Here is a 20,731-nt window from a genome sequence, read left to right as displayed (position 1 = left end):
CGACCTGTCGCGGTTCGCCGAGCTGCTCACCGTGTTCACCGAGCGGCTGGAGGAGATCCGATGAGCGCCAGACCCGCGACCACGTCGCTGCGCGAGCGCAAGAAGACCGAGACGCGCACGGCCATCCACGAGGCCGCCCTGCGGCTCGTGGTCGAGAACGGCGTCGAGAACACCTCGGTCGATGCGATCTGCTCCGAGGCGGGGGTCTCGAGCCGCACGTTCTTCAACTACTTCCCGTCCAAGGTCTCGGCCATCATCGGCGTCGACGGCTTCGTCGTGAGCCCCGAGGCGAGGGCGGAGTTCCTCGCCGGCGACGGCGAGCACGACCTGGTGCCGGACCTGTGCCGGCTGGTGGCCGGACTCACCGACCTGCCGTCCGAGAAGCGGCGTCGCCACGAGGCGCTGCGCGACCTGCTGGTGCGACGGCCCGAGCTCGTGCGCGACGTCTTCCTGCTCATGGCCGACGTCCGGCGCCAGATCGCCGGGCTGGTCGCCGAGCGCACCACGGAGCGACGGGCCAGGCTCGCGACCGCGCTCGTGTTCGCCGCGGTCGGAGCGGTGATGGACGATCCGACCGAGCGCGACTCCGTCGACCTCGCCGACTGGCTGCTCAGGACGGTGGAGGACATGAGTGGCCTCGTCCACGACTCACTAGACTGACAGGCGGTGGGCGCCACAGCGCCCCTCTGCACGCCTGAATCTGAGGAGATATCCCGTGGCCTTGATCGAAGCCGTTGGCGCTAGAGAGATTCTCGACTCGCGAGGCAACCCGACCGTCGAGGTGGAGGTCCTCCTCGACGACGGTGTCGTCTCCCGCGCCGCCGTCCCGTCCGGCGCCTCCACCGGCGCCTTCGAGGCGTACGAGCTGCGCGACGGCGACAAGTCGCGCTACCTGGGCAAGGGTGTCGAGAAGGCCGTCGACGCGGTCATCGACGAGATCGGCCCCGCCATCGAGGGCTTCGACGCCACCGACCAGCGCCTCGTCGACGCCGCCCTCATCGACCTCGACGGCACCGACAACAAGAAGCGCCTCGGTGCGAACGCCATCCTCGGCGTCTCGCTGGCCGTCGCCCGCGCCGCGGCCGACTCGGCCGACCTGCCGCTGTTCCGCTACGTCGGCGGACCGAACGCGCACGTGCTGCCCGTCCCGCTCATGAACATCGTCAACGGCGGCGCGCACGCCGACACCGGCGTCGACATCCAGGAGTTCATGGCCGTCCCGCTGGGCGCCGAGTCCTTCTCGGAGGCCCTCCGCTGGGGCGTCGAGACCTACCACTCGCTGAAGTCGCTGCTGAAGTCGAAGGGCCTCAACACCGGGCTCGGCGACGAGGGCGGCTTCGCTCCCGAGCTGCCGCACAACCGCGAGGCGCTCGACCTCATCCTCGAGGCCATCTCGCAGGCCGGCTTCACCCCCGGCAAGGACGTCGCCCTCGCGCTCGACGTCGCCTCGACCGAGTTCTTCGAGGGCGGGTCGTACTCCTTCGAGGGCAAGCAGTGGAGCGCCCAGGAGCTCTCGGCCTACTACGCCGACCTCGTGGCGAACTACCCGCTGGTCTCCATCGAGGACCCCCTGGCCGAGGACGACTGGGAGGGCTGGGCCCACCTCACGTCCGAGCTCGGGTCGAAGGTGCAGCTCGTCGGCGACGACCTGTTCGTCACCAACCCGGCCCGCCTGGCCGACGGCATCGCGAAGCACGCGGGCAACTCGATCCTGGTGAAGGTCAACCAGATCGGCACGCTCACCGAGACGCTCGACGCGGTCTCGCTCGCTCAGCGCAGCGGCTACACGGCGATCCTCTCCCACCGCTCCGGCGAGACCGAGGACACCACGATCGCCGACCTCGCCGTGGCGACCGATGCCGGTCAGATCAAGACCGGAGCGCCTGCCAGGAGCGAGCGCGTCGCCAAGTACAATCAGCTGCTGAGGATCGAGGAGGAGCTCGCCGAGGCCGCCGTCTACGCCGGTCGCAGCGCGTTCCCCCGTTTCGCCTCCTAGCAGACCACCCGGTCGGAGGCTCCGCCGTCCGACCCGAGGAGCATGATGCGGCAACGCGACCAGAGGACACGCCCCGAGCGTGTGCCGGTCGCGTTGCCGCAGGGCTCCGAGCCCGAGGCCGCCGCCCCCGGGGGCTGGCTGCGGAGCATCCGCTTCTCGGGGTTCACCGTGCTCATGTTCGTCGTGGTGGTGCTCTTCGTGATCATCGTCGCGCCGGGCCTGCGGGTGTACCTCGAGCAGCGTCAGCAGCTCGCCGAGCTGCACGCCGCGGTCGATCAGAAGACCGCCCAGAACGACGCGCTGTCGCAGCAGATCGCCCGGTGGAACGATCCGGCCTACATCAAGGCGCAGGCGCGCGACCGGCTGTACTTCGTCATGCCGGGCGAGACCAGCTTCCTGGTCATCGACGACGTGCCGCAGACCGGCGCCGATGCGCCGGCGGTGAGCGACCAGATCCAGAGCACCGACGTCGACTGGCTCGGCGCCCTGTTCTCGTCCGGGCTGACGTCCGGCCTCTCCACCCAGACCCCCGACCAGCTCCAGCAGACGGGCACCGTGCAATGAGACCGCCGTTCGATCCGCCGAGCGACCGCGATCTCGCCGTGGCATCCGCTCAGCTCGGTCGTCCCGTGCGCGATGTCGTGGGCATCGCCGCCCGCTGCGTCTGCGGCAATCCGACCGTGGTGTCGACGTCGCCGAGGCTGAGCGACGGCACGCCGTTCCCCACGTTCTATTACATGACGCATCCGGCGGCCACGGCCGCGATGAGCGATCTCGAGGCGCAGCACGTCATGGTCGAGCTGCAGGAGCTGCTCGACGACGACGACGTCTCCGCCGCCTACCTCGCGGCGCACGGGTCGTATCTCGCCGACCGCGAGCACTACGGCGAGGTCGCCGAGATCGCGGGCATCTCGGCGGGCGGCATGCCGCGCCGCGTCAAGTGCCTGCACGCCCTCGCCGCGCACTCGCTCGCCGCCGGGCCGGGCGTGAACCCCATCGGCGACCTCGCTCTCGACCGGGGCGACTGGTCGCCTCTCGTGTGCGAGTGCGCCGACTACGGGATCGATCCCTGATGTCGCGGCGCCGGCTGGTGATCGCGCTCTGGTCGGCGGCGGCGACCCTGCTGGTGGTGGCGAGTCCGCTGGGCGCCCTTCCTGCCGCACAGGCCGATGAGGTCCGTTCACTCGAGTACTGGCTGTCCGACTACGGCTTCACCGACGCGTGGAAGACCACGCGCGGTGCGGGCGTCACGGTCGCGGTGATCGACACCGGCGTCGACGGCTCGGTGCCCGAGCTCGCCGGGGCGGTCGTCGGCGGCACCGACCTCTCGGGGCTGGGCACCGCCGACGGGCAGACGCCGGTGGGTCACGAGGACTGGCACGGCACCGCGGTCGCGGAACTCATCGCGGGTCGCGGCACCGGGGGTTCGAACGGCGTGATGGGCGTCGCGCCGGAATCCTCGCTGCTGTCGATCTCGGTCGAGCTGGGGGAGGGGGCGGTCGGATCCGACCAGCAGATCGCGGATGCGGTGCGCTGGGCCGTCGACCACGGCGCGAAGGTCATCAACCTCTCGCTCACACGCAACAGCCTCGACTGGCCGCAGAGCTGGGACGACGCCTTCTCCTACGCGTTCGACCACGATGCGGTGATCGTCGCGGCCGCGGGCAACCGCGGCACCGGCACCGAGGAGGTCGGCGCGCCGGCCACCATCCCCGGTGTCGTGGCCGTCGCCGGCGTCGACCGCGACGGGACGGCGAGCCAGGACGCATCGTCGCAGGGCACGACCATCGCGGTGGCCGCGCCGAGCGAGGGGCTCGTCGCCATCGACCCGGGCGGGTCGCCGCGCATCTGGAGCGGCACGAGCGGGGCCGCGCCGATCGTCAGCGGGCTGGCCGCCCTCATCCGCGCCGCCCATCCCGAGCTCGACGCCGACGACGTCGTCAACCGGCTCATCGCCACGGCCGATCCGAAGGGCGACACGGTCCCCGGCCCGATCTACGGATACGGTCTCATCGACGCTGCGGCGGCGGTCACCGCGAACGTCCCGCACGTCGACGCGAACCCGCTCGGATCCCTCTCCGACTGGATCGCGACCTACCGTCCGGCGGCCGGCGCATCCACCCTCTACGACATCGTGATCCCCGCCCCGGAGACCACCGCTGAGGCCGCGCCGAGGCGCCCGCCACGGGCGGTTCGTTCGACGTGTACTCTTTTTCACTGTGGGCTGGGCCCGTCGCCCTGCTCATCGGACTGGCGGCGTCGCTCGTCGTGCTCGTGGTCGGTCTGCGTGCGCGGCTCAGGGTGCTCCAGCGCAAGGAGTAGATTGGCGGGTGCGCGCACCCCTATCGAGGAGAGTTTCTTACTGTGCCCAAGATCCTCATTGTCGGCGGCGGCTACGCCGGTTTCTACACCGCGTGGAAGCTCGAGAAGTGGCTGCGCAAGGGCGAGGCCGAGGTCACCGTGGTCGACCCGCTGCCCTACATGACGTACCAGCCGTTCCTGCCGGAGGTGGCCGCGGGCTCCATCGAGCCGCGTCACGCGGTGGTGAGCCTGCGTCGCCACCTGAAGTCGACGCGCATCCTCGCGGCGAAGGTCACGAAGATCGACCACGCCTCGAAGACCGCGACGATCACCCCCAACGCCGGTGAGGCGTGGGAGGAGTCGTACGACATCATCGTGGTGACCGCAGGTGCCGTCTCGCGCACCTTCCCGATCCCCGGTGTCGCCGACAACGCGATCGGCCTCAAGACGATCGAGGAGGCCACGGCGATCCGCGACCAGATCCTCACCAACTTCGACAAGGCCGCCGTGCTGCCCCCCGGCCCCGAGCGCGAGCGCCTGCTCACGGTCGTCGTGGTCGGCGGCGGGTTCGCCGGCATCGAGGTGTTCGCCGAGCTGCGCTCGTTCGCCTCGGCGCTGCTGCAGAAGTACCCCGAGTTGTCGTTCGAGGAGACCCACTTCCACCTCATCGAGGCGATGGGGCGGATCATGCCCGAGGTCAGCCTCCCCACCAGCCACTGGGTGCTCAAGAACCTCGCCGAGCGCGGGGCGCAGGTGCACCTCGACACGCAGCTCAAGTCGGCCGTCGATGGCGTGATCGAGCTGTCGACGGGCGAGTCGTTCGCGGCGGGCACCATCATCTGGACCGCGGGCGTCATGGCCACCCCCGACGTCAAGAACAGCGACCTCCCCATCGAGGAGCGCGGACGCCTCCGGGTGCGCGCCGACCTCCGGGTCGAGGGCGACGACGGCATCGTCGAGGGCGCGTGGGGCTGCGGCGACGTCGCGGCCGTGCCCGACCTCACCGGCGGCGGCGTGGGCGGCTTCTGCGTGCCCAACGCCCAGCACGCGGTGCGCCAGGGCAAGACCCTCGCGAAGAACCTCGTGGCCACCCTGCGCGGCGAGAAGGTGCACGACTACTTCCACAAGAACCTCGGTGCGGTCGCCGGCCTCGGCCTCGGCATCGGTGTGTTCCAGTCGGGCAAGATCGCGCTGAAGGGCCTGCTGGCCTGGTTCGCGCACCGCGGCTACCACGGCCTGGCCATGCCGTCGTGGGAGCGCAAGCTCCGTGTCATCTGGGGTTGGGTGAACAACTTCTTCCTCGGCCGCGACATCGTCTCGCTCGAGGCGCGCGAGCACCCGCGCCTCGCGTTCGAGACGTTCGCGGCGCGCCCGCGTCCGGCTGCGCCCGCGGCGGCTCCGGCCCCTGCCGCGGCGCCCGCTGCGGCGAAGGAGCCCGCGCTCGTCGGCGCTCCCGCGTCATCGCCGGCCCCCGAGGCGACGGCTGCGGCCGCCGCCCCGGCTGGTGCTGCTCCGGCTGCGGCCGCTCCTGCCGAGAAGCCGGCGCGCGCACCCCGTGCCCGCGCTCCGCGCAAGACCACCCCGAAGTCGGAGTAGTCGCACCCGGTCCTCGCACTGCACGACCGAAGCCGCCGCGCCCCGTCGCGGCGGCTTCGTCGTTCCCGCGGCGGCTACGATCATCACGCGCCCCCATAGCCCAACCGGCAGAGGCAGCCGACTTAAAATCGTCTCAGTCTGGGTTCGAATCCCAGTGGGGGCACGCGCCTCGGCGGGCGCGGCGGCCGTTCTCAGGAGATCCGCCGCGGATCGCCCGTTCTCAGGACGATCCGCCCTGAATGCGGGCGCAGGTCCTGAAGACGGACGCGGGTGAGGGCGCGGATGCGCGGGGTCGGCGGATGTGGGGCCGGCGGATGCGGGGTCGGCGGATGCGTGGGGCCGCGCTCGGTCCTGCGCCTGTGTCCTCCCGGGCGCCGGTGATAATGTCCCGTGCATGGGTGATGCCCCCGGCGTTGGCGCCGATCCTCTGCAGACGGCGGCCCCGTCCGAGTTCGTGCTGCCCCAGCCGCGCTCGGCGCGGGAGCACGTGGGCGACGCCGAGCCGATGATCCTGGGTCTCGTTCCGGAGCCCGAGCTCGAACCCGCGGTCGAGGCGGAGGGTCAGCAGGACGTCGAACCCGCGGCCGAGCCCGAACCCATGGCCACGTCCGAGGCCGAAGCGGAGCGGCAGCTCGAACCCGCGGCCGCAGCTGACTCGGAGCTCGAACCCGCGGCCGCAGCTGACTCGGAGCTCGAACCCGCGGCCGCACCTGACTCGGAGCTCGAACCCGCGGCCGCACCTGACCCGGAGCTCGAACCCGCGGCCGCAGCTGACCCGGAGCAGCCCGGCGCATCACAGCTCGAGCCGGCGGAGCACGCCGATGTCGCGGAGCAGCCGGCGGAGTGGATCGAGGCGCTCTTCGCGGAGGAGGCTCACCCGACGCCCGCCGACGCTGCCCCCGCCCACTCCGCCGAGCCCGAGCCGACCGCTCAGACCACGCCGGTGACGGAGACCCAGCCGGAGGTCGTGCCGCGGCCGCAGGTCGCCGAGCAGCAGCCCCAGCTCGCCGAGCAGCAGCCCGAGGTCGCCGGGCAGCAGCCCCAGCTCGCCGTTCCGCAGTCACAGGCCGTGTACCAGCAGACGACGCCCGCACACCACCAGCAGTCGCAGGTCGCGTACCAGCAGCCGCAGGTCGTCCAGCAGCAGCCCCAGGTGGCGCATCCGCAGCCTCAGGTGGTGCAGCAGCCCGTGGCGGCGGGGGCGTGGTGGCCCGACTACAGCGGGCGCTTCGAGCTTCGCTGGCACGACGGCGTCGTGTGGACGGCGTATGTGTCGACCCGGGGAGCGGTCTACACCGACCCGTTCGGGCTCTGAGGCCCCGTCGAGCCATCGGCGGCTGAGGCGTCGACCACGGCGGAGGCCGCTCGGCGCCGCGACGTGCGCCCGAGGCGGACGACGATCATCGCGATGCCACCCGCGATCCCGAGGCAGCCGAGGACGACGCCGATGCTCGAGTTGTTGCGCGAACCGTATACGACGGCGGCGCTGGCCAGCACCATGAGGATGCCGCCGACGAGCTCGATCCCGTCCATCTCCCGGTCGTCCATGCTCTGAGCCTACGGGGATCCGGAGGGGAGGGACGCTAGTGTGGGCTGCGTGGAGGACGAGGAGTTCGACGAGGCATCGTCGGCGGAGCTGCGTCACCCGTGGCTGATGTGGGCGCAGCTGGGCCTCACGGTGCTGCTCATCATCGCGATCGCCTTCCTGGCAGTGCTGCCCGATGTCACGGTCGGCACCATCGTCGTGCTCCCGCTGTTCGCGATGCTCGCCGCCTCGTCGATCTACGGCGTCACGCTCAAGCGTCGCTGACGTCCGCCTTCCTGCCCGCCACCGACGGCACCGGCACGAGCCGCAAATCCGCCAGCGCGCCCGCCTCGACGTCGAGCGTGAGGAACGTGCCCACCGGCTGCCGTCGCCGGTCGGTCGGCGAGCCCGGGTTGAGCAGCCGGAGGCCCCGTGCGGTGACGGTGTCCCACGGGATGTGGCTGTGCCCGAACACGAGCACGTCGGCGTCGTCGGCGTAGCGGGCGTCCATCCGCCGCTCTCGCCCGGTCGCAGCGCCGGTCTCGTGCACCATGGCGAAGCGCACGCCCTCCACGGTCGTCCGCGCCACCTCGGGCAGACGCTCCCGCAGCGGCTCGGGATCGTTGTTGCCCCACACCCCGACCAGCTCGCGACTGGCTGAGGTGAGCAGGTCGAGCGTCGCCACGTCGACCCAGTCCCCGGCGTGCATGACCACGTCGGCCGTATCGATCGCCTCGAGGAGCACCTCCGGCAGCACCTTCGCCCGAGCGGGCAGATGGGTATCGGACAGCACGACGACGCGGACGCTCACCCCTCCAGTCTGCCCCCGCCCGCGCCGCCCGCCCCACGCCGAGCACACCCGGAAAGAGCGGTTGCACGCGTCGTCCACCCGCGCTTCCTGGGTGTGCTCGCGCCCGCGCGCGTAGGCGCGGAGCGCGCCTACGCCTCCAGGAGGTGGGGGTGGGGGACGCCGCCCTGCAGGCGCGTGATGTACTCGCGGTGCGCGGCCAGCTCCGACGCGACGCGCGCCTCGTCCCAGCCCGCGACCGTGGCGGCGAGGGATGCGACCTCGCGCTCCACATCCGTGCCCATCGCGGGCTCGAGGCCCACCATCGAGCGGCGGTGCAGGATGTCGACCAGTGTCAGCGCGCCCTCCGAGCGGATCGCGTAGACCACCTCGGCGGCCGTGATCGCGCTGCGGCCCTCGCCGAAGACGGCACGATAGCGCTCGTCGCTCTCGTAGACGTCGACGATCCCGGAGACGAGTCCGCCGTAGACGTCGACGAGGCGCTCGTTGACCGTCTCGTTCCACGGCAGACGGGAGCGCAGCTTCGACGCGGCGAGCGACTTGGCCGCCCACTTCGTCGTGTACGCGCCGGGCAGCGGCGAGCGGGCGGTGCGCGACTTGGGCAGCTGCCGGCCGAGCACCTCGCCCACCTTGTCGACGGTCTGCTGGCCGAGGCTGAGGTGCGGGGTGAGCTTGCCGCCGACGATCGTGACGAGACCGTGGATGCGCTCATCCGCCAGGATCAGGTGGCTGCGCGGGATCGCGCCCGCCTTCACTCCGGGTCGGTACGGCAGCGGCCGGACGCCCGTGTAGGTCAGGAGGATGTCGTCGGCGGTGAGGTTCGCCTCCGGGATCAGCATGTTCGTCTCCGACAGGAGGTACTCGACCTCCGCGTCGGTGCCCCTCACGGTCGACGCATCGCCCTCGAAGCGGTCGTCGGTGGTGCCGATGAGGTAGCGGCCGTTCCACGGGATCACGAGGATCGGACGGTTGTCGGCGCGGGCCTCGAAGTAGATGCAGGCGTCGGGCGCCCCGGGGAACGGGTCGACGACGAAGTGGGTTCCGGTCGTGCCGCCGATCTGGCGCTTCAGGCCGAGCTCCTCGCCGAGGAGGTCGATCCAGGGGCCGGCCGCGTTGACGACGGAGGATGCGGCGATGGTGAACTCCTCGCCGGTGAGCGTGTCGCGGGCGGCGACGCCGGTGATCCCCGAGTCGTCGTGGGTGATCGAGACCGCCTCGACGTAGTTGGCGATGTCGGCGCCCCAGCGCTGCGCCGAGATCGCGGTCTCGAGCACGAGGCGCTCCGGGAACTCGACCTGTCCGTCGTAGTAGTGCACCGCGCCGGAGAGTCCGCGCTTGTCGAGCCCGGGGAGCTCGGCGGCGACCTGCTTGCGGCCGAGGCCGCGGTGCGTGGGCACCGACTTGGAGAAGGAGAGCACGTCGTAGAGGATCATGCCGATCCGGAACATCCACCCGGGGAGGTGGTTGTGCTTGTACAGCGGCACGACGAACGCCAGCGGCTCGACGAGGTGCGGGGCGATCCGCAGCAGGCACTCGCGGTCGTGCAGCGACTCGTAGACCAGCGGGATCTCGCCGTGCTCGAGATACCTCAGCCCACCGTGGATGAGTCGGCTGTTCCACGAGGACGTGCCGACCGCGAAGTCGCCGCGCTCGATCAGCGCCACGCTGAGGCCTCGCTGCGCTGCATCGCGCGCGATGGCCACGCCGTTGATGCCACCGCCCACCACGACGATGTCGTACTTCCTGCTGGTCAGCCGCGCCGAGTCGGCGCGAACGAAGTCGGTCATGCTGTCTCTTTCTCCATTGACGTCGACGGTGAGGGGATGCGCTCAGACACCCACACCAACATGTATATACATCTTCGCACAACCGGTCCATCCGCTGATACATTCGGAGGCGTTCCCCACCGGCGAGGAGGCCCACGATGTTGCCAGCGACCCTGATCGGATGCAGCTCCAAGAGCTATTTCACCGCGGATTCGGCGGCGACGTGGTTCCGGATCGTCACCGAGGGGCTCGCCGCGACCCCCGAGGGCGCCGAGGACGTCTTCCTCTGCCCCTCGTTCCCGCTCATCGCCGACGCTCTCCGGGCACTCCGACCGCTCGGGGGACTGGTGGGGGCGCAGGACGTCTCCCGCTTCCCGGCCGGCGCCTACACCGGCGAGGTCAGCGCCGAGCTGCTGGCGGGGATGGGGGCTCGCTTCGCGATGATCGGGCACCCCGAGCGGGTGAAGCACCTCGGCGAGGGCCCCGCCGACTTCGCCGCCAAGTCGGAGGCCGCCGCCGAGGCCGGTCTCGTCCCCATCCTCATCGTGGGCGAGCCCGAGCGCGGGGCCGACCCCGAGCGCATCATCCGCCCGCAGCTCGAGATCGCCTTCGGCGGCATCAGCTCGGATGCGCCCGTCATCGTCGCCTACGAGCCCACCTGGGCGATCGGCGCCGCCGAGCCCGCCCCGGGCGATCACGTCGTCGGGGTCGTGGCGCGCATCCGCGAGATGCTGGCCGAGCGTCGGGGTGAGTCGCGCGTGCTCTACGGGGGCAGCGCCGGACCGGGCACCTTCGACGCGATCGCCGCCGCGGGACGCGCGAGCGGCGACCTCATGGGCATCCCCGACGGCGTCTTCCTCGGTCGTGCCGGCGTCGACCCGCGCACGTTCCTGGCCACCGTCGCCGAGGTCCGCGCCGCCGTGGCCGCCTGAGCCGCGCCGGGTCGGGCCGGGGCATCGGCCGGCGGCTGAGAGGATGGTCGGATGAGCGACGAGACGGCGGGACGGGCGAGGATCGACGTCGGGGAGACCTTCCCCGCAGTGCAGCTCCCCGCCACGACCGGCGGCATCCTCGACCCGGTCGCGGACTCCGCCGGCGACTTCGTGCTCTTCGTGTACCCGCGCACGGGCCGGACGGACCGCCCCGAGGACGACGACTGGGCCCTCATCCCGGGCGCGAAGGGGTGCACCGCGGAGTCGAGCGAGTTCCGCGACCTCGCCGCCGACTTCGCGCGCATCGGTCTGCGCATCTACGGACTCTCGACCCAGGACACCGATGACCAGCGGGAGGCGGCGGAGCGCCTGCATCTGCCGTACCCGCTCCTCTCGGACCAAGAGCTCACGCTCCGCGACCTGCTGGGGGTGCCGACGTTCCGGTACGACGGGGTGGAGCTCTACCGGCGGAGCACCGTGGTCGTGCGCGCCGGGGTCGTCGTCTGGGCGGAGTGGGGCATCCTCGATGCGGAGTCGCACCCGCGCGCTCTCCTCGCCGACCTCGCAGGGCAGGCGCCGGGCACTAGCTGATCCGCGGGCACAGCGACAGCGCTCCGGGAACGCGGTCGCCCATCCCCATCCGCCGGTTCAGCGCGAGGAGCTGGTCGCGCTCGTCGTCGCGCAAGCCCGCTTCGTGCTCCGAGAGCACATCGGCGATCTGCTCGAGCGCGAGCCCCCACTCGTCCGCCGCGATCAGCTCACGGATGTACCCGGCCTGATCGGCCGTCATCCGATCCTCGATCCGGGTGACGGCGATGCCGAGCCGACCGCGCATCCCGATCTCTCCTCGCTGCTCCACGCCACGATGCTCTCACGCACGCCTGCCCTCACGTGGAGGCTCTCACGCCGTCACGGCGACTCTCAGGCCACGACGGGGGCGCTCTCGACGATCCGGCCGTCGACCACGGTCACGACGTCGTCGAGCGCCTCGGCGTGCACGAGGTCGTGCGTGACGAGGAGCGTCGCCGTTCCCCGCTCGCGCGTGAGGCGCCGGATGAGGCGCATGATCTCACCGCCGCGCTCCTGGTCGAGGGCGCTCGTGGGCTCGTCGACGAGCAGGGCGGAGGGGCGGTGCACGAGCGCGCGGGCGATCGCGACGCGCTGCCGCTGGCCCCCGGAGAGCTGAGCGGGCCGCCGATCGGCGAGCCCGGCGAGGCCCACGGCCGCGAGCAGCTCGTCCGCGGCGGCCCTCACCGCACCGCGTCGCGCGCGGGACCCGCCGCCGAGCTCGGCCATCACGAGAAGCTGCTCGCGCGCGGTGAGCGAGGGGACGAGGTTCGACTGCTGGAAGACGATGCCGATACGATCTCGCCTGAGCCCCGTGGCCTCCCGCGGGCGGAGGGCGGTGACGTCGACGTCGTCGATCATCAGACGGCCGCTGTCGGGCCGGATGAGGGCGGCGGCGACGGCGAGGAGCGACGACTTGCCCGATCCGGACGGCCCGACGATGCCGGTCACGAGACCCTCGCGGGCGACGAGGGTGACGCGGTCGAGCGCGGTGATGCGCGTGTCGCCGTCGGGGTAGGTGAGGGTGACGTCGGTCAGGGTGATCATCGAGTGCTCCCGAGTGCGGTGAGGGGGTCGGCGGAGGTGACGGTGCGGAGCGCGACGGCGGCGCCCGCCAGCCCGAGGAGGGCGAGGAGAACCGCTGGGACGATCGTGGTGAGGGGGCTGAGCAGGAAGGGCAGCGCATCGCCGAGCAGAGAGGCGAGACCCACGACGACGGCGGTGCCGACGCCGATCCCGGCGATCAGCACGACGAGCGCCTGACCCAGGGCGTCGCGGACGAGCGAGCGGGTGGACGCTCCGAGAGCCTTGAGGACGGCGAGGTCACTCGTCCTCTGCAGCGTCCACACCGTGAAGAACGCGCCGACCACGAGGGCGGAGATGCCGAGGAGCATGACGATCATGAGCCCGAGGGATCCGATCTCCGATCGGAACGTCTCGAGCGCCGACAGGCTGCCGAGCGGCGTCTCGGCGACCGTGCCCGTGCTCGCCGCCACGGAGTCCCAGGCGGGTGATCCGCTCACCGCCAGGACGGTGGGTTCGCCGGCGCCGCCGAGGCGCTGGTCGAGCTCGGCCCAGGCCGTGGGCGAGAGCGCCACGACCGGGGTGTGGCTGTACCAGGCGTCGCCGCCGACGTCGTCGACGCGGAAGTCGATGCCCGCGATGGAGACCGTGTCGCCGGCGGAGGCGCCGAGCGCCGCTGCCGCGCCCGACGACAGCCCGATGGAGCCGTCACCGCCTGGTGCGAGGTCCCCGACCGTCGACCCCCGCGCATCCGAGGGGATGCCGACCAGGGCGACGCCCACCGCGCCGGCGTCGACGCCCGGTCCGGACGCTCGTCCCTGGGCGATGCCGATCGGCGTCACCGCGGTGACGCCCGGAGCGCTCCGCCACTCGTCGACGATGTCGGGGGAGATGGTCGACTCGGAGAACGAGACAGACCCGCTGGACGGCTGCTGGAGGACGAGCCGGTCCCCGGGCAGGCCGAGCACGGCCGACACGTTCTGCCCCGCCAGTCCTCCCGTGAGGCCGGCGAGGAAGCCGACGAGGAGGGTGATGAGACCCACGACCGAGCCGATGAGGACGAACCTCCCTCGGGCGTAGCGCAGGTCTCGCCAGGCGACGAACACGGATGCTCCCTTCCGGCGCGGGGTCCGTCCCCGGCGCCTTCCTCAGACTCGCGGAGGCCCGACGCCGGGACATCAGCGCCGAGTCGGGTCCTCGGCTCCAACTTCCGGTTGATCCCGCCGGCGTCCACGCCCCGTACGCTGCTAGGACGATGGCTCACAGCACGCTCACCCCCGTCTTCGTGGGGCTCAGGATCGGTCTGCACGCGCTGGTCGTGACGTTGCTCACCCTCGTGCTGGTCCGGATCCTGCTCACGAACGCGCCGCTGATGCCTGTGGAGCTGGCCCTCGTCGCGGCGTTCGCCGTGGTGTACGTGCTCGGGGCGCGCATCCAGAGGATGGCGGCGAACCGACGGAGGCTGGCCGGCGCGCTCTGGGTCACCGCCCTCACCGTCGTCTGGGCGGCCCTCATGGTGCTCGTGCCCGAGGCCGCCTACCTCGTGTTCCCGCTGTTCTTCCTCTACCTCCACGTGCTCCCGCGGGTCGCCGGGCCGGTCGCGGTCGTCGTCAGCACCGCGATCGCCGTCCTCGCCCTCGGACTGCACGGCGGGTTCACGCTGGGCGGAGTGGTCGGGCCGCTCGTCGGGGCGGCGGTGGCGATGCTCATCGGCTTGGGCTACCGAGCGCTCGCGCGGGAGGCGGCCGAGCGCGAGGCCCTCGTGGCCGAGCTCGTCTCGACCCGCGACCGTCTCGCCGCCACGGAGCGCGAGCAGGGCATGCTCGCCGAGCGCGCACGACTGGCCCGCGAGATCCACGACACGGTCGCGCAGGGCCTGTCGAGCATCCAGATGCTGCTCCACGCGGCCGAGGCCGCCGACGGCGAGCGGCCGGGCCTCGAGCACATCCGGCTAGCGAGGGCGACCGCGGCGGAGGGGCTCGCCGACACCCGCCGCTTCATCCGCGAGCTCGCTCCGCCCACGCTCGACGACGGCCTGGGGCCCGCGCTCGAGCGCCTCGGGCGACGCTGGTCGCGCGACGACCTCGCCGTCGAGGTCGATGTGCCCGCCTCCGACGCCGGGCTGCCGATCGACTCGCAGATCGCGCTGCTGCGGATCGCGCAGGGCGCGGTCGCCAACGCCGTGCAGCACGCCGATGCCGACCGCATCCGCATCCGCCTCGCCGTCGACCGTGCGCGCGCGACGCTGACCGTGGAGGACGACGGCGTCGGCTTCGACCCATCGCGCATCGAGCCTGCGCGCGCGTCCGACTCGTTCGGGCTCCAGGCGATGGCCGAGCGGGTCGAGCAGCTCGACGGCACGCTGCTCGTCGAGAGCCGGGTGGGGGCGGGCACGACGGTCACGGTCACCCTCGAGGACACGACGCCGTGATCCGCGTCGTGATCGCCGACGACCACCCCGTGGTCCGCGCCGGGCTGCGCGCGCTCCTCGAGGCCGCGGGCGACGTGACGGTCGTGGGCGAGGCCTCCACGCCCGACGAGGCCGTGGCGCTCGCCGCGGAGGCGGCGCCCGACCTCGTGCTCATGGACCTCCAGTTCGGGCAGGAGCGGACGGGCGCCGACGCGACCAGGCAGGTGCGCTCGGTCGTCGGCGCGCCCGCCGTGCTGGTGCTCACGAACTACGACAGTGACGGCGACATCCTCGCCGCCGTCGAAGCGGGCGCGAGCGGCTACCTCCTGAAGGATGCGCCGCCCGACCAACTGCTCGCCGCGGTGCGCGCCGCAGCCGCGGGCGAGAGCGCGCTCGCCCCGGCCGTGGCGGGCCGCCTGATGGCCCGGATGCGCGCCCCGCGCATCAGCCTCTCGGCTCGCGAGATCGAGGTGCTCTCCCTGGTCGCCGAGGGCGCCTCGAACGCCGACATCGCCGCGCGCCTCCACATCACCGACGCGACCGTGAAGTCGCACCTCGTGCACGTCTTCGACAAGCTCGGCGTCGGCTCGCGCACCGCTGCCGTCTCCCGGGCCCGCGACCTCGCCATCCTCCGCTGAGTCGCGACCCCCAAAGGCACGTTTGACGGTGCGCAGGCGCCGCTGCGAGCATGGCGTCATGTCCACCCTCCACGAGCTCCGCGCCACCGCGCATCCTCTCCGGCTCCGGCTGCTGTCGCTGCTCACCGGCGCGGCGATGAGCGCGGCCGAGGCGGGCCGGGAGCTCGGCTGCAGCCAGGCCTCCGCGAGCTATCACCTGCGTGTCCTCGAGCGGGCGGGTCTCATCAGAGTGGTCGAGGTGGTCCGTCTGCGGGGTGGAGACGCGAAGCGCTACCGCCATGAGTCGTCCGCGAAGAGGCCCGAGGCCGACGCCGACCGGAGCACGCTGGGGGAGGTGGGCGCGGGCCTGTCCGAGGAGCAGACCGCCTACGTGGAGGCGTTGATCGACGAGCTGCGGCGCCGGTCGAGGCACCGGGTCGACGGCCCGCACATGTCGACCGACGCCGAGCTCTGGATAGACGAGGACACCTGGCGCCGCGTCGTCCATCACGTCCGCGAGGCCTCGGCGCTCCTGCACGCCGCCGCGCGACCCCCTCGCACACCCCGGACGAGCCCGGTCTCGATGACGGCGGTGCTGTTCCCGCTCGCGCACCCGTGATCGAGCAGACGAACGCGCGGGCGGGCGACCTCACGCCGAAGGGCGCCGGCCGGCCGCGCCCCCTCCGTCACCCCCGCTTCCGCTGGCTGCTCGCCGCCCGCACCACGAGCATCCTCGGCAACGCCGTCGCGCCGATCGCGCTCGCGTTCGCCGTGCTCGACCTCACGGGCTCGGCCGCCGACCTCGGTCTCGTCGTCGGAGCCCGATCCCTGGCGACCGTGCTCGTCCTCGTGTTCGGCGGCGTCCTCGCCGATCGGCTGCCCCGCGACATCCTGCTGGTCGGCACCTCGCTCGCGGCCGCGGTGCTGCAGGCGGTCGTGGCGATGCTGGTCGTCAGCGGGTCCGCCACCGTCCCCGCCCTCCTCGGGCTGAGTGCGCTCGGCGGAGCGGTCGCTGCCGTGAGCCTGCCGGCGTCCGCGGCGATGGTGCCCGAGACGGTGCCGAAAGACGCGCTCCGCCCGGCCAACGCTCTGCTCCGCCTGGGTCTCAATGGAGGGAGCATCGTCGGTGCCTCGGCGGGCGCGGGCATCGTCGCGCTGATCGGCCCGGGGTGGGGGCTCGCCGTCGACGCCGCGGGATTCCTGCTGGCGGCTCTGCTGTTCTCACGGATGCGCCTGCCGCGCATGAGGCCCGGCGCCGTCGGCGGGGCGCGCTCGTCCGTCGTCGCGGATCTCCGCGATGGCTGGCGCGAGTTCGCCGCCCGACGTTGGGTCTGGATCGTCGTCGTCCAGTTCACGGTGCTCAACGCGGCGTTCGTCGGCGCCACGACCGTGCTGGGCCCCGTGGTGGCCGATGAGTCGTTCGGCCGAGCCGCCTGGGGGCTGGTCGTCGCCGCTCAGACGGTGGGCCTGGCGCTCGGCGCGTTGCTGGCCCTCCGCTGGCGGCCGAGCCGCGCCCTGGGGATCGGAGTGGCACTCATGGCCGTCACCGCGCTGCCCGTCGCGACCCTCGGGGTGGCGCCCGCTCTGCCGACTCTGCTCGTCGCGTTCGCGCTCGGAGGCGTCGCGCTCGAGGTCTTCGCCATCGCGTGGGATCAGTCGCTGCAGGGCCACATCCCGCCCGCGGCGCTGTCGCGTGTCTACTCGTACGACATGATCGGGTCGTTCGCCGCCATCCCGCTCGGCGAGACGCTCGTCGGACCGCTCGCCCACACCGTCGGCACCGCGCCCACACTCGTCGGCTGCGCGGCCGTCATCGTCGTCGCCACGATGGCGGCCGCCTCGACGAGGGCGGTCTGGCGCGTGCGCTGATGGCCGGGCGAGCCCGAGAGCAGCGCGGTGGCTACAGGGTGCCCCAGGCGGCGATCGCCTGGCCGAGCTCCTCGTGGGAGGCGGCGGCCTCGGCGACGGGGACGCCGGCCATCCGCGCCTCGAGCGCCTGCCGCATGGCGCGCACACCGGCGGCCGCGCCGCCCGGGTGGCCCTGGATCGCCCCGCCGACGCCCAGCACGATGTCGGAGCCGAGATCGGAGACGTAGCGGTCGACCGTTCCGGGATGCACGCCGCCGCCGATGATCGGGATGGTCGGCTTCAGCGACGGCCGCTCGAGCAGCATCTGGTGCACGGTGCGGATGTACTGCACCTTCCGGATGTTGTACCCGCCGTACGGGGTCGTGACGAGGGCCATGTCAGCGCCGCCGAGGCGGGGGAGCAGGCCCATGGCGAGCGGCGCGCTCATGCCCGTGGACGGGCCCTCGAAGTAGGGCGCGGCGCCCGCGAAGTGCGCGAGCACCGGGACGTCGACGCTCTCGGCCAGCGCCTCGAGCGCGCCGTAGCCCGCAGTGGCATAGGTCACCATCACGGCCCGGGCGCCCGCATCCACGGCGCGCCTGGCCGTGTCGAGCATCCGATCGGGCCGGTCGGTGACGTTCGGGATGTAGAGGGTCTCCACCCCGGTCACCTCGGCGGCGCGCTTCGCCGCCGAGGTGAAGAGGCGCACACGCTCGACCACGGGGGAGTAGGACGGGTTCGCGATGAGCTCGTCGTCCTTGATCATGTCGATGCCGCCGAGCGCCGTCTCGTAGAAGATCTCCGCCCCGGCCTCGGGGGTGAGGCCCGTGCACGGCTTGATCATGTTAAGCAGGATCGGACGGTCGTGCACGTCGAGCAGGCCGCGCAGCCCGTCGACGCCGAACTTCGGACCGCTGAACTGCGCGGCGAGCGAGTCGGGCAGCTCCAGGTCGACGAGCTTGGCCTCGACCGAGGTCGAGGAGTCGTTGCCGAGCACGGTGGTGAGGATCATGGGGATCGAGGGGCCGACATTGAGCGTCGGCAGGGCGATCCGCACGAAGTACCCGAAGGTCTCGGGGCCGTCCGCGCGCTGGAGGTCGGTCGGCGGTGCGTTCAGCACCCCGATCACACGGCCCTCGTGGCGGGCGCGCATCTCGTCGGTGATCCCGGGCACGGGGAGCCAGGTGCCGATCGTCTGCCCGATCGCGAACGCCGCCGTGCGCGCCATGACATCGGCGTCGGCGGGCAGCTCGAGGTAGTAGGTCGCGACGATGTAGTCGTCGTCGCGCACCTGCTCGGGGAGGCGGTACAGGTGGAGGGGGGAGGGCACGAGCTGCTCCTTCTGGCGGGGTCTGGCGGGGTTCAGCGTACGCGCGGGCGCGGCGGGCCTGCGACGATCAGATCGCGGGCGATCTCGAGGATCTCCGCCGCGCCGTCGTCGGCGTGGTGGCCCGTGCGGTGCTTGGTGACGCCGATCACCTCGTCGCGGGCGTTGCCCATGGCGATCGGATGGCCGATCCGAGAGAGCCAGGCCACGTCGTTGCCGCCGTCGCCCATCCCGAGCACGTCGTCGGCCGAGACGCCGAGGCGGTCGAGCAGGAACGAGAGCGCGGCCCACTTGTTCGCGTCGGGGTCGACGAACTCGAAGAACACGTCCATCGAGCGGGTGCCGTGCGGAGCGCGGGCGAGGATCTCGTCGGTCGCGGCGTCGAGACGGGCCGGTGCCGCGTAGAGCATCATCTTGACCACCTGTGCCGGGTCGATGCTCTCGACCGCGGCGACGTCGACCTCGGCCTCGTTCAGCTCCATGAGCTGCCGACGCATGAGGCCGTCGCGCTCGACGATGATGTCGTCGGGCGTCCACCAGGTGAGCTCGAGATCGAGGTCGCGGTGGAGGCCGATGAGCACCTCGATGTCGGTCGGGGCCATCGTCACGACACGCACGTTCTCATCCGCGACCGGGTCGAAGACGACGGCGCCGTTGCAAGCGGCGACGAGGTTGGTGATGCCCACCTCGCGGGCCAGCTCGAGGGTGTTCCGCCTCGAACGGCCGGTGAGGAGGATGACTGGGATACCGAGCTCAGCGAGGGATCGGATGGCGTCCGCGGTGCGTGGACTCACACGATGGTCGCCACCGGCGATCGTCCCGTCGACGTCGAGTGCGACAGCGCGCACTCCCGCCAGATGCTCGATATCCCAGTCGGTCATGGGGTGGTTCTCCTCGATGGGCTCAGCTGACGGCCGTCACGATGGCGGCGGCGCCCAGGATGAGCGTGGTGGCGGGCCAGATGGCGGCCGCCGGGGGGTCGATGTGGGTGTCGCCGTGGGCCAGCCACAGCCGGCTGAAGAACTCGGCGAACCAGGCGCCGATGAGGCCGCCCAGGGCGCCGATGAGCATCGCTATCCAGGCCTCGCCGACGATCGGCAGGAAGGTCACCGCGGCGACACCTGCGGGGAGCGTGATGTGGTGGGTCACCGGCACCGCGTGTCCGAAGGACAGGAAGATCAGCGACACGGCCGAGATGCCGAACATGAACGTCTGCGCGTTGCCGGACAGCTGCGGGAGCGCCTGGAGGAGCGTCACGGCGACGAAGGCGGAGAGCAGACCCACGAAGATGCCGAGGACGGTGTTGGGCACGAAGCGCTCCTGGCCCTCGATCCAGCGGCCCTTGTCGGTGGGCGAGTAGGCGGCCCAGCCGGATGCTCCGGTGCCGTTCTTCGGGAACAGCCCGCTCTTGCCGAAGATGAGGCGCACCACGATCGCCGAGATGATCACCGTCAGTGCCACCGAGTCGGTGTTGGCGCCGAACCACGGGATGAGGGCGATCAGCTTCTGCACGAAGTAGCCGAACAGGCCGAACACGGCGCCGATGAGCAGGACGTCGGGGCGGGCGAACTTCGCCAGCGGGGTGACGATGTCCTTCCCGATCAGATCGCTCTTCCTGGCAGCGTAGGCAGCCGCCGCGACACCACCGGCGAACGCGATGTGCGGGCCGAAGGCGGGTCCGAACGCGACATCGCTGAGGATGGTGGAGTTGGGGTCGGCGATCAGGGCGACCACGCCGACGAGCACCATGAATCCGGTGAAGATGAACGCCTGCAGCGCGCCGAGCGCTGCTCCGAAGAAGCCTCCGGCCGCGGCCGCGAGGATGGAGACGAAGCTGATGTCCATTGACGAGTCCTTTGCTTCACATCGTTGTGTCGCTGGAGGGCGGGCGCGCCCTCGTGCGGAGATCCGGCATCCGCGCCGGGTCGAGGGAGAGCGTATAGGCAATCGTCCGGGGCGGGCAATACTTGACTATACAGCTACGTACTAATACGTTTACGCCAGCCTCATAGGGC

General features: G+C 71.9%; 23 protein-coding genes and 1 tRNA gene. 15 read left to right on the top strand and 9 right to left on the bottom strand.

Annotation, left to right across the window (positions count from 1 at the left end; translation table 11 throughout):
* Positions 1–60: 60 nt before the first annotated feature.
* From ACFJGV_RS04410 to ACFJGV_RS04375, 8 genes are all read left to right on the top strand, one after another.
* Positions 61–660, top strand: coding sequence for a TetR family transcriptional regulator (locus ACFJGV_RS04410; RefSeq protein ID WP_378147133.1), 600 nt, complete (start codon positions 61–63; stop codon positions 658–660).
* 55 nt (positions 661–715) lie between these two features.
* Positions 716–1,996: a phosphopyruvate hydratase gene (gene eno, locus ACFJGV_RS04405; RefSeq protein WP_378147131.1), complete on the top strand. Its 1,281-nt coding sequence runs from the start codon at positions 716–718 to the stop codon at positions 1,994–1,996.
* Between the two features lie 42 nt (positions 1,997–2,038).
* Positions 2,039–2,560: a septum formation initiator family protein gene (locus ACFJGV_RS04400; protein WP_378147129.1), complete on the top strand. Its 522-nt coding sequence runs from the start codon at positions 2,039–2,041 to the stop codon at positions 2,558–2,560.
* The gene (locus ACFJGV_RS04395; RefSeq protein WP_378147127.1) at positions 2,557–3,069 is read left to right on the top strand and encodes a DUF501 domain-containing protein; all 513 of its coding nucleotides are present in this window, start codon (positions 2,557–2,559) and stop codon (positions 3,067–3,069) included. Before ACFJGV_RS04400 ends, ACFJGV_RS04395 begins: the two co-directional genes overlap by 4 nt.
* On the top strand, positions 3,069–4,481 hold the full coding sequence (locus tag ACFJGV_RS04390; RefSeq protein WP_378147125.1) for a S8 family serine peptidase: 1,413 nt from the start codon (positions 3,069–3,071) through the stop codon (positions 4,479–4,481). The genes ACFJGV_RS04395 and ACFJGV_RS04390 overlap by 1 nt, the downstream gene beginning before the upstream one ends.
* Positions 4,370–5,893 (top strand): NAD(P)/FAD-dependent oxidoreductase, encoded by a 1,524-nt coding sequence (locus ACFJGV_RS04385; protein WP_378148623.1) that lies wholly within the window; start codon positions 4,370–4,372, stop codon positions 5,891–5,893. The genes ACFJGV_RS04390 and ACFJGV_RS04385 overlap by 112 nt, the downstream gene beginning before the upstream one ends.
* Before the next feature lie 89 nt (positions 5,894–5,982).
* Positions 5,983–6,056, top strand: a tRNA-Leu gene (locus ACFJGV_RS04380).
* A gap of 231 nt (positions 6,057–6,287) precedes the next feature.
* Positions 6,288–7,208, top strand: a complete 921-nt coding sequence (locus ACFJGV_RS04375; protein WP_378147124.1) for a hypothetical protein — start codon at positions 6,288–6,290, stop codon at positions 7,206–7,208.
* Here ACFJGV_RS04375 and ACFJGV_RS04370 read toward each other — a convergent pair.
* Entirely contained in the window at positions 7,184–7,441 is a 258-nt protein-coding gene (locus ACFJGV_RS04370; protein WP_378147122.1) for a hypothetical protein, read from the bottom strand. The two genes, ACFJGV_RS04375 and ACFJGV_RS04370, sit on opposite strands and share 25 nt — an antisense overlap.
* Before the next feature lie 49 nt (positions 7,442–7,490).
* Between ACFJGV_RS04370 and ACFJGV_RS04365 the strand changes: the two genes are divergently transcribed.
* Entirely contained in the window at positions 7,491–7,703 is a 213-nt protein-coding gene (locus tag ACFJGV_RS04365) for a hypothetical protein (RefSeq protein ID WP_378147120.1), read from the top strand.
* On the opposite strand, the gene ACFJGV_RS04360 is transcribed toward ACFJGV_RS04365, so the two are convergent.
* A complete protein-coding gene (locus tag ACFJGV_RS04360; protein WP_378147119.1) occupies positions 7,690–8,229 on the bottom strand; it encodes a metallophosphoesterase family protein in 540 nt (179 codons plus the stop codon). The two genes, ACFJGV_RS04365 and ACFJGV_RS04360, sit on opposite strands and share 14 nt — an antisense overlap.
* Positions 8,230–8,357: 128 nt before the next feature.
* Entirely contained in the window at positions 8,358–10,013 is a 1,656-nt protein-coding gene (locus ACFJGV_RS04355) for a glycerol-3-phosphate dehydrogenase/oxidase (RefSeq protein ID WP_378147118.1), read from the bottom strand.
* Between the two features lie 137 nt (positions 10,014–10,150).
* On the opposite strand from ACFJGV_RS04355, the gene ACFJGV_RS04350 reads away from it, so the two are divergent.
* Positions 10,151–10,924, top strand: coding sequence for a triose-phosphate isomerase family protein (locus ACFJGV_RS04350; protein ID WP_378147116.1), 774 nt, complete (start codon positions 10,151–10,153; stop codon positions 10,922–10,924).
* A gap of 51 nt (positions 10,925–10,975) precedes the next feature.
* Positions 10,976–11,515, top strand: coding sequence for a peroxiredoxin (locus tag ACFJGV_RS04345; protein WP_378147114.1), 540 nt, complete (start codon positions 10,976–10,978; stop codon positions 11,513–11,515).
* Here ACFJGV_RS04345 and ACFJGV_RS04340 read toward each other — a convergent pair.
* The 3 genes from ACFJGV_RS04340 to ACFJGV_RS04330 all read right to left on the bottom strand — a co-directional run bounded on the left by ACFJGV_RS04340 (position 11,508) and on the right by ACFJGV_RS04330 (position 13,620).
* The gene (locus tag ACFJGV_RS04340) at positions 11,508–11,783 is read right to left on the bottom strand and encodes a MafI family immunity protein (protein WP_378147112.1); all 276 of its coding nucleotides are present in this window, start codon (positions 11,781–11,783) and stop codon (positions 11,508–11,510) included. The two genes, ACFJGV_RS04345 and ACFJGV_RS04340, sit on opposite strands and share 8 nt — an antisense overlap.
* Positions 11,784–11,845: 62 nt before the next feature.
* Entirely contained in the window at positions 11,846–12,538 is a 693-nt protein-coding gene (locus ACFJGV_RS04335) for an ABC transporter ATP-binding protein (RefSeq protein WP_378147111.1), read from the bottom strand.
* A complete protein-coding gene (locus ACFJGV_RS04330; protein ID WP_378147109.1) occupies positions 12,535–13,620 on the bottom strand; it encodes an FtsX-like permease family protein in 1,086 nt (361 codons plus the stop codon). Before ACFJGV_RS04330 ends, ACFJGV_RS04335 begins: the two co-directional genes overlap by 4 nt.
* Positions 13,621–13,769: 149 nt before the next feature.
* Between ACFJGV_RS04330 and ACFJGV_RS04325 the strand changes: the two genes are divergently transcribed.
* The 4 genes from ACFJGV_RS04325 to ACFJGV_RS04310 are packed head-to-tail and all read left to right on the top strand — an operon-like array spanning position 13,770 to position 17,410.
* Positions 13,770–14,945: a sensor histidine kinase gene (locus ACFJGV_RS04325; RefSeq protein WP_378147107.1), complete on the top strand. Its 1,176-nt coding sequence runs from the start codon at positions 13,770–13,772 to the stop codon at positions 14,943–14,945.
* Positions 14,942–15,562: a response regulator gene (locus tag ACFJGV_RS04320; RefSeq protein WP_378147106.1), complete on the top strand. Its 621-nt coding sequence runs from the start codon at positions 14,942–14,944 to the stop codon at positions 15,560–15,562. The genes ACFJGV_RS04325 and ACFJGV_RS04320 overlap by 4 nt, the downstream gene beginning before the upstream one ends.
* A 58-nt stretch (positions 15,563–15,620) precedes the next feature.
* Entirely contained in the window at positions 15,621–16,160 is a 540-nt protein-coding gene (locus ACFJGV_RS04315) for an ArsR/SmtB family transcription factor (RefSeq protein ID WP_378147104.1), read from the top strand.
* Positions 16,157–17,410 carry an MFS transporter gene (locus tag ACFJGV_RS04310; protein ID WP_378147102.1) on the top strand — a complete coding sequence of 418 codons (1,254 nt, stop codon included), beginning with the start codon at positions 16,157–16,159 and terminating at the stop codon, positions 17,408–17,410. Before ACFJGV_RS04315 ends, ACFJGV_RS04310 begins: the two co-directional genes overlap by 4 nt.
* 31 nt (positions 17,411–17,441) lie before the next feature.
* Here ACFJGV_RS04310 and ACFJGV_RS04305 read toward each other — a convergent pair whose 3' ends face one another.
* From ACFJGV_RS04305 to ACFJGV_RS04295, 3 genes are read right to left on the bottom strand one after another with little or no spacing between them, the layout of a single operon-like run.
* Positions 17,442–18,719 carry a RuBisCO large subunit C-terminal-like domain-containing protein gene (locus ACFJGV_RS04305; RefSeq protein WP_378147101.1) on the bottom strand — a complete coding sequence of 426 codons (1,278 nt, stop codon included), beginning with the start codon at positions 18,717–18,719 and terminating at the stop codon, positions 17,442–17,444.
* A 32-nt stretch (positions 18,720–18,751) separates the two neighbouring features.
* Positions 18,752–19,597: an HAD family hydrolase gene (locus ACFJGV_RS04300; protein ID WP_378147100.1), complete on the bottom strand. Its 846-nt coding sequence runs from the start codon at positions 19,595–19,597 to the stop codon at positions 18,752–18,754.
* Positions 19,598–19,619: 22 nt separating this feature from the next.
* The gene (locus ACFJGV_RS04295) at positions 19,620–20,561 is read right to left on the bottom strand and encodes a hypothetical protein (RefSeq protein WP_378147098.1); all 942 of its coding nucleotides are present in this window, start codon (positions 20,559–20,561) and stop codon (positions 19,620–19,622) included.
* Positions 20,562–20,731: the final 170 nt, after the last annotated feature.

Source organism: Cnuibacter sp. UC19_7 (assembly GCF_042699995.1).
Taxonomy (GTDB): Bacteria; Actinomycetota; Actinomycetes; order Actinomycetales; family Microbacteriaceae; genus Cnuibacter.
Note: the sequence above shows the minus strand (reverse complement) of the source record. Positions and strands in the feature narration are given on the sequence as shown.

Coding starts and splice junctions, on each gene's coding strand:
- ACFJGV_RS04410 (WP_378147133.1), top strand. CDS start 61: ATGAGCGCCAGACCCGCGACCACGTCGCTGCGCGAGCGCAAGAAGACC.
- ACFJGV_RS04400 (WP_378147129.1), top strand. CDS start 2,039: ATGATGCGGCAACGCGACCAGAGGACACGCCCCGAGCGTGTGCCGGTC.
- ACFJGV_RS04395 (WP_378147127.1), top strand. CDS start 2,557: ATGAGACCGCCGTTCGATCCGCCGAGCGACCGCGATCTCGCCGTGGCA.
- ACFJGV_RS04390 (WP_378147125.1), top strand. CDS start 3,069: ATGTCGCGGCGCCGGCTGGTGATCGCGCTCTGGTCGGCGGCGGCGACC.
- ACFJGV_RS04375 (WP_378147124.1), top strand. CDS start 6,288: ATGGGTGATGCCCCCGGCGTTGGCGCCGATCCTCTGCAGACGGCGGCC.
- ACFJGV_RS04370 (WP_378147122.1), bottom strand. CDS start 7,441: ATGGACGACCGGGAGATGGACGGGATCGAGCTCGTCGGCGGCATCCTC.
- ACFJGV_RS04355 (WP_378147118.1), bottom strand. CDS start 10,013: ATGACCGACTTCGTTCGCGCCGACTCGGCGCGGCTGACCAGCAGGAAG.
- ACFJGV_RS04350 (WP_378147116.1), top strand. CDS start 10,151: ATGTTGCCAGCGACCCTGATCGGATGCAGCTCCAAGAGCTATTTCACC.
- ACFJGV_RS04345 (WP_378147114.1), top strand. CDS start 10,976: ATGAGCGACGAGACGGCGGGACGGGCGAGGATCGACGTCGGGGAGACC.
- ACFJGV_RS04335 (WP_378147111.1), bottom strand. CDS start 12,538: ATGATCACCCTGACCGACGTCACCCTCACCTACCCCGACGGCGACACG.
- ACFJGV_RS04325 (WP_378147107.1), top strand. CDS start 13,770: ATGGCTCACAGCACGCTCACCCCCGTCTTCGTGGGGCTCAGGATCGGT.
- ACFJGV_RS04315 (WP_378147104.1), top strand. CDS start 15,621: ATGTCCACCCTCCACGAGCTCCGCGCCACCGCGCATCCTCTCCGGCTC.
- ACFJGV_RS04300 (WP_378147100.1), bottom strand. CDS start 19,597: ATGACCGACTGGGATATCGAGCATCTGGCGGGAGTGCGCGCTGTCGCA.
- ACFJGV_RS04295 (WP_378147098.1), bottom strand. CDS start 20,561: ATGGACATCAGCTTCGTCTCCATCCTCGCGGCCGCGGCCGGAGGCTTC.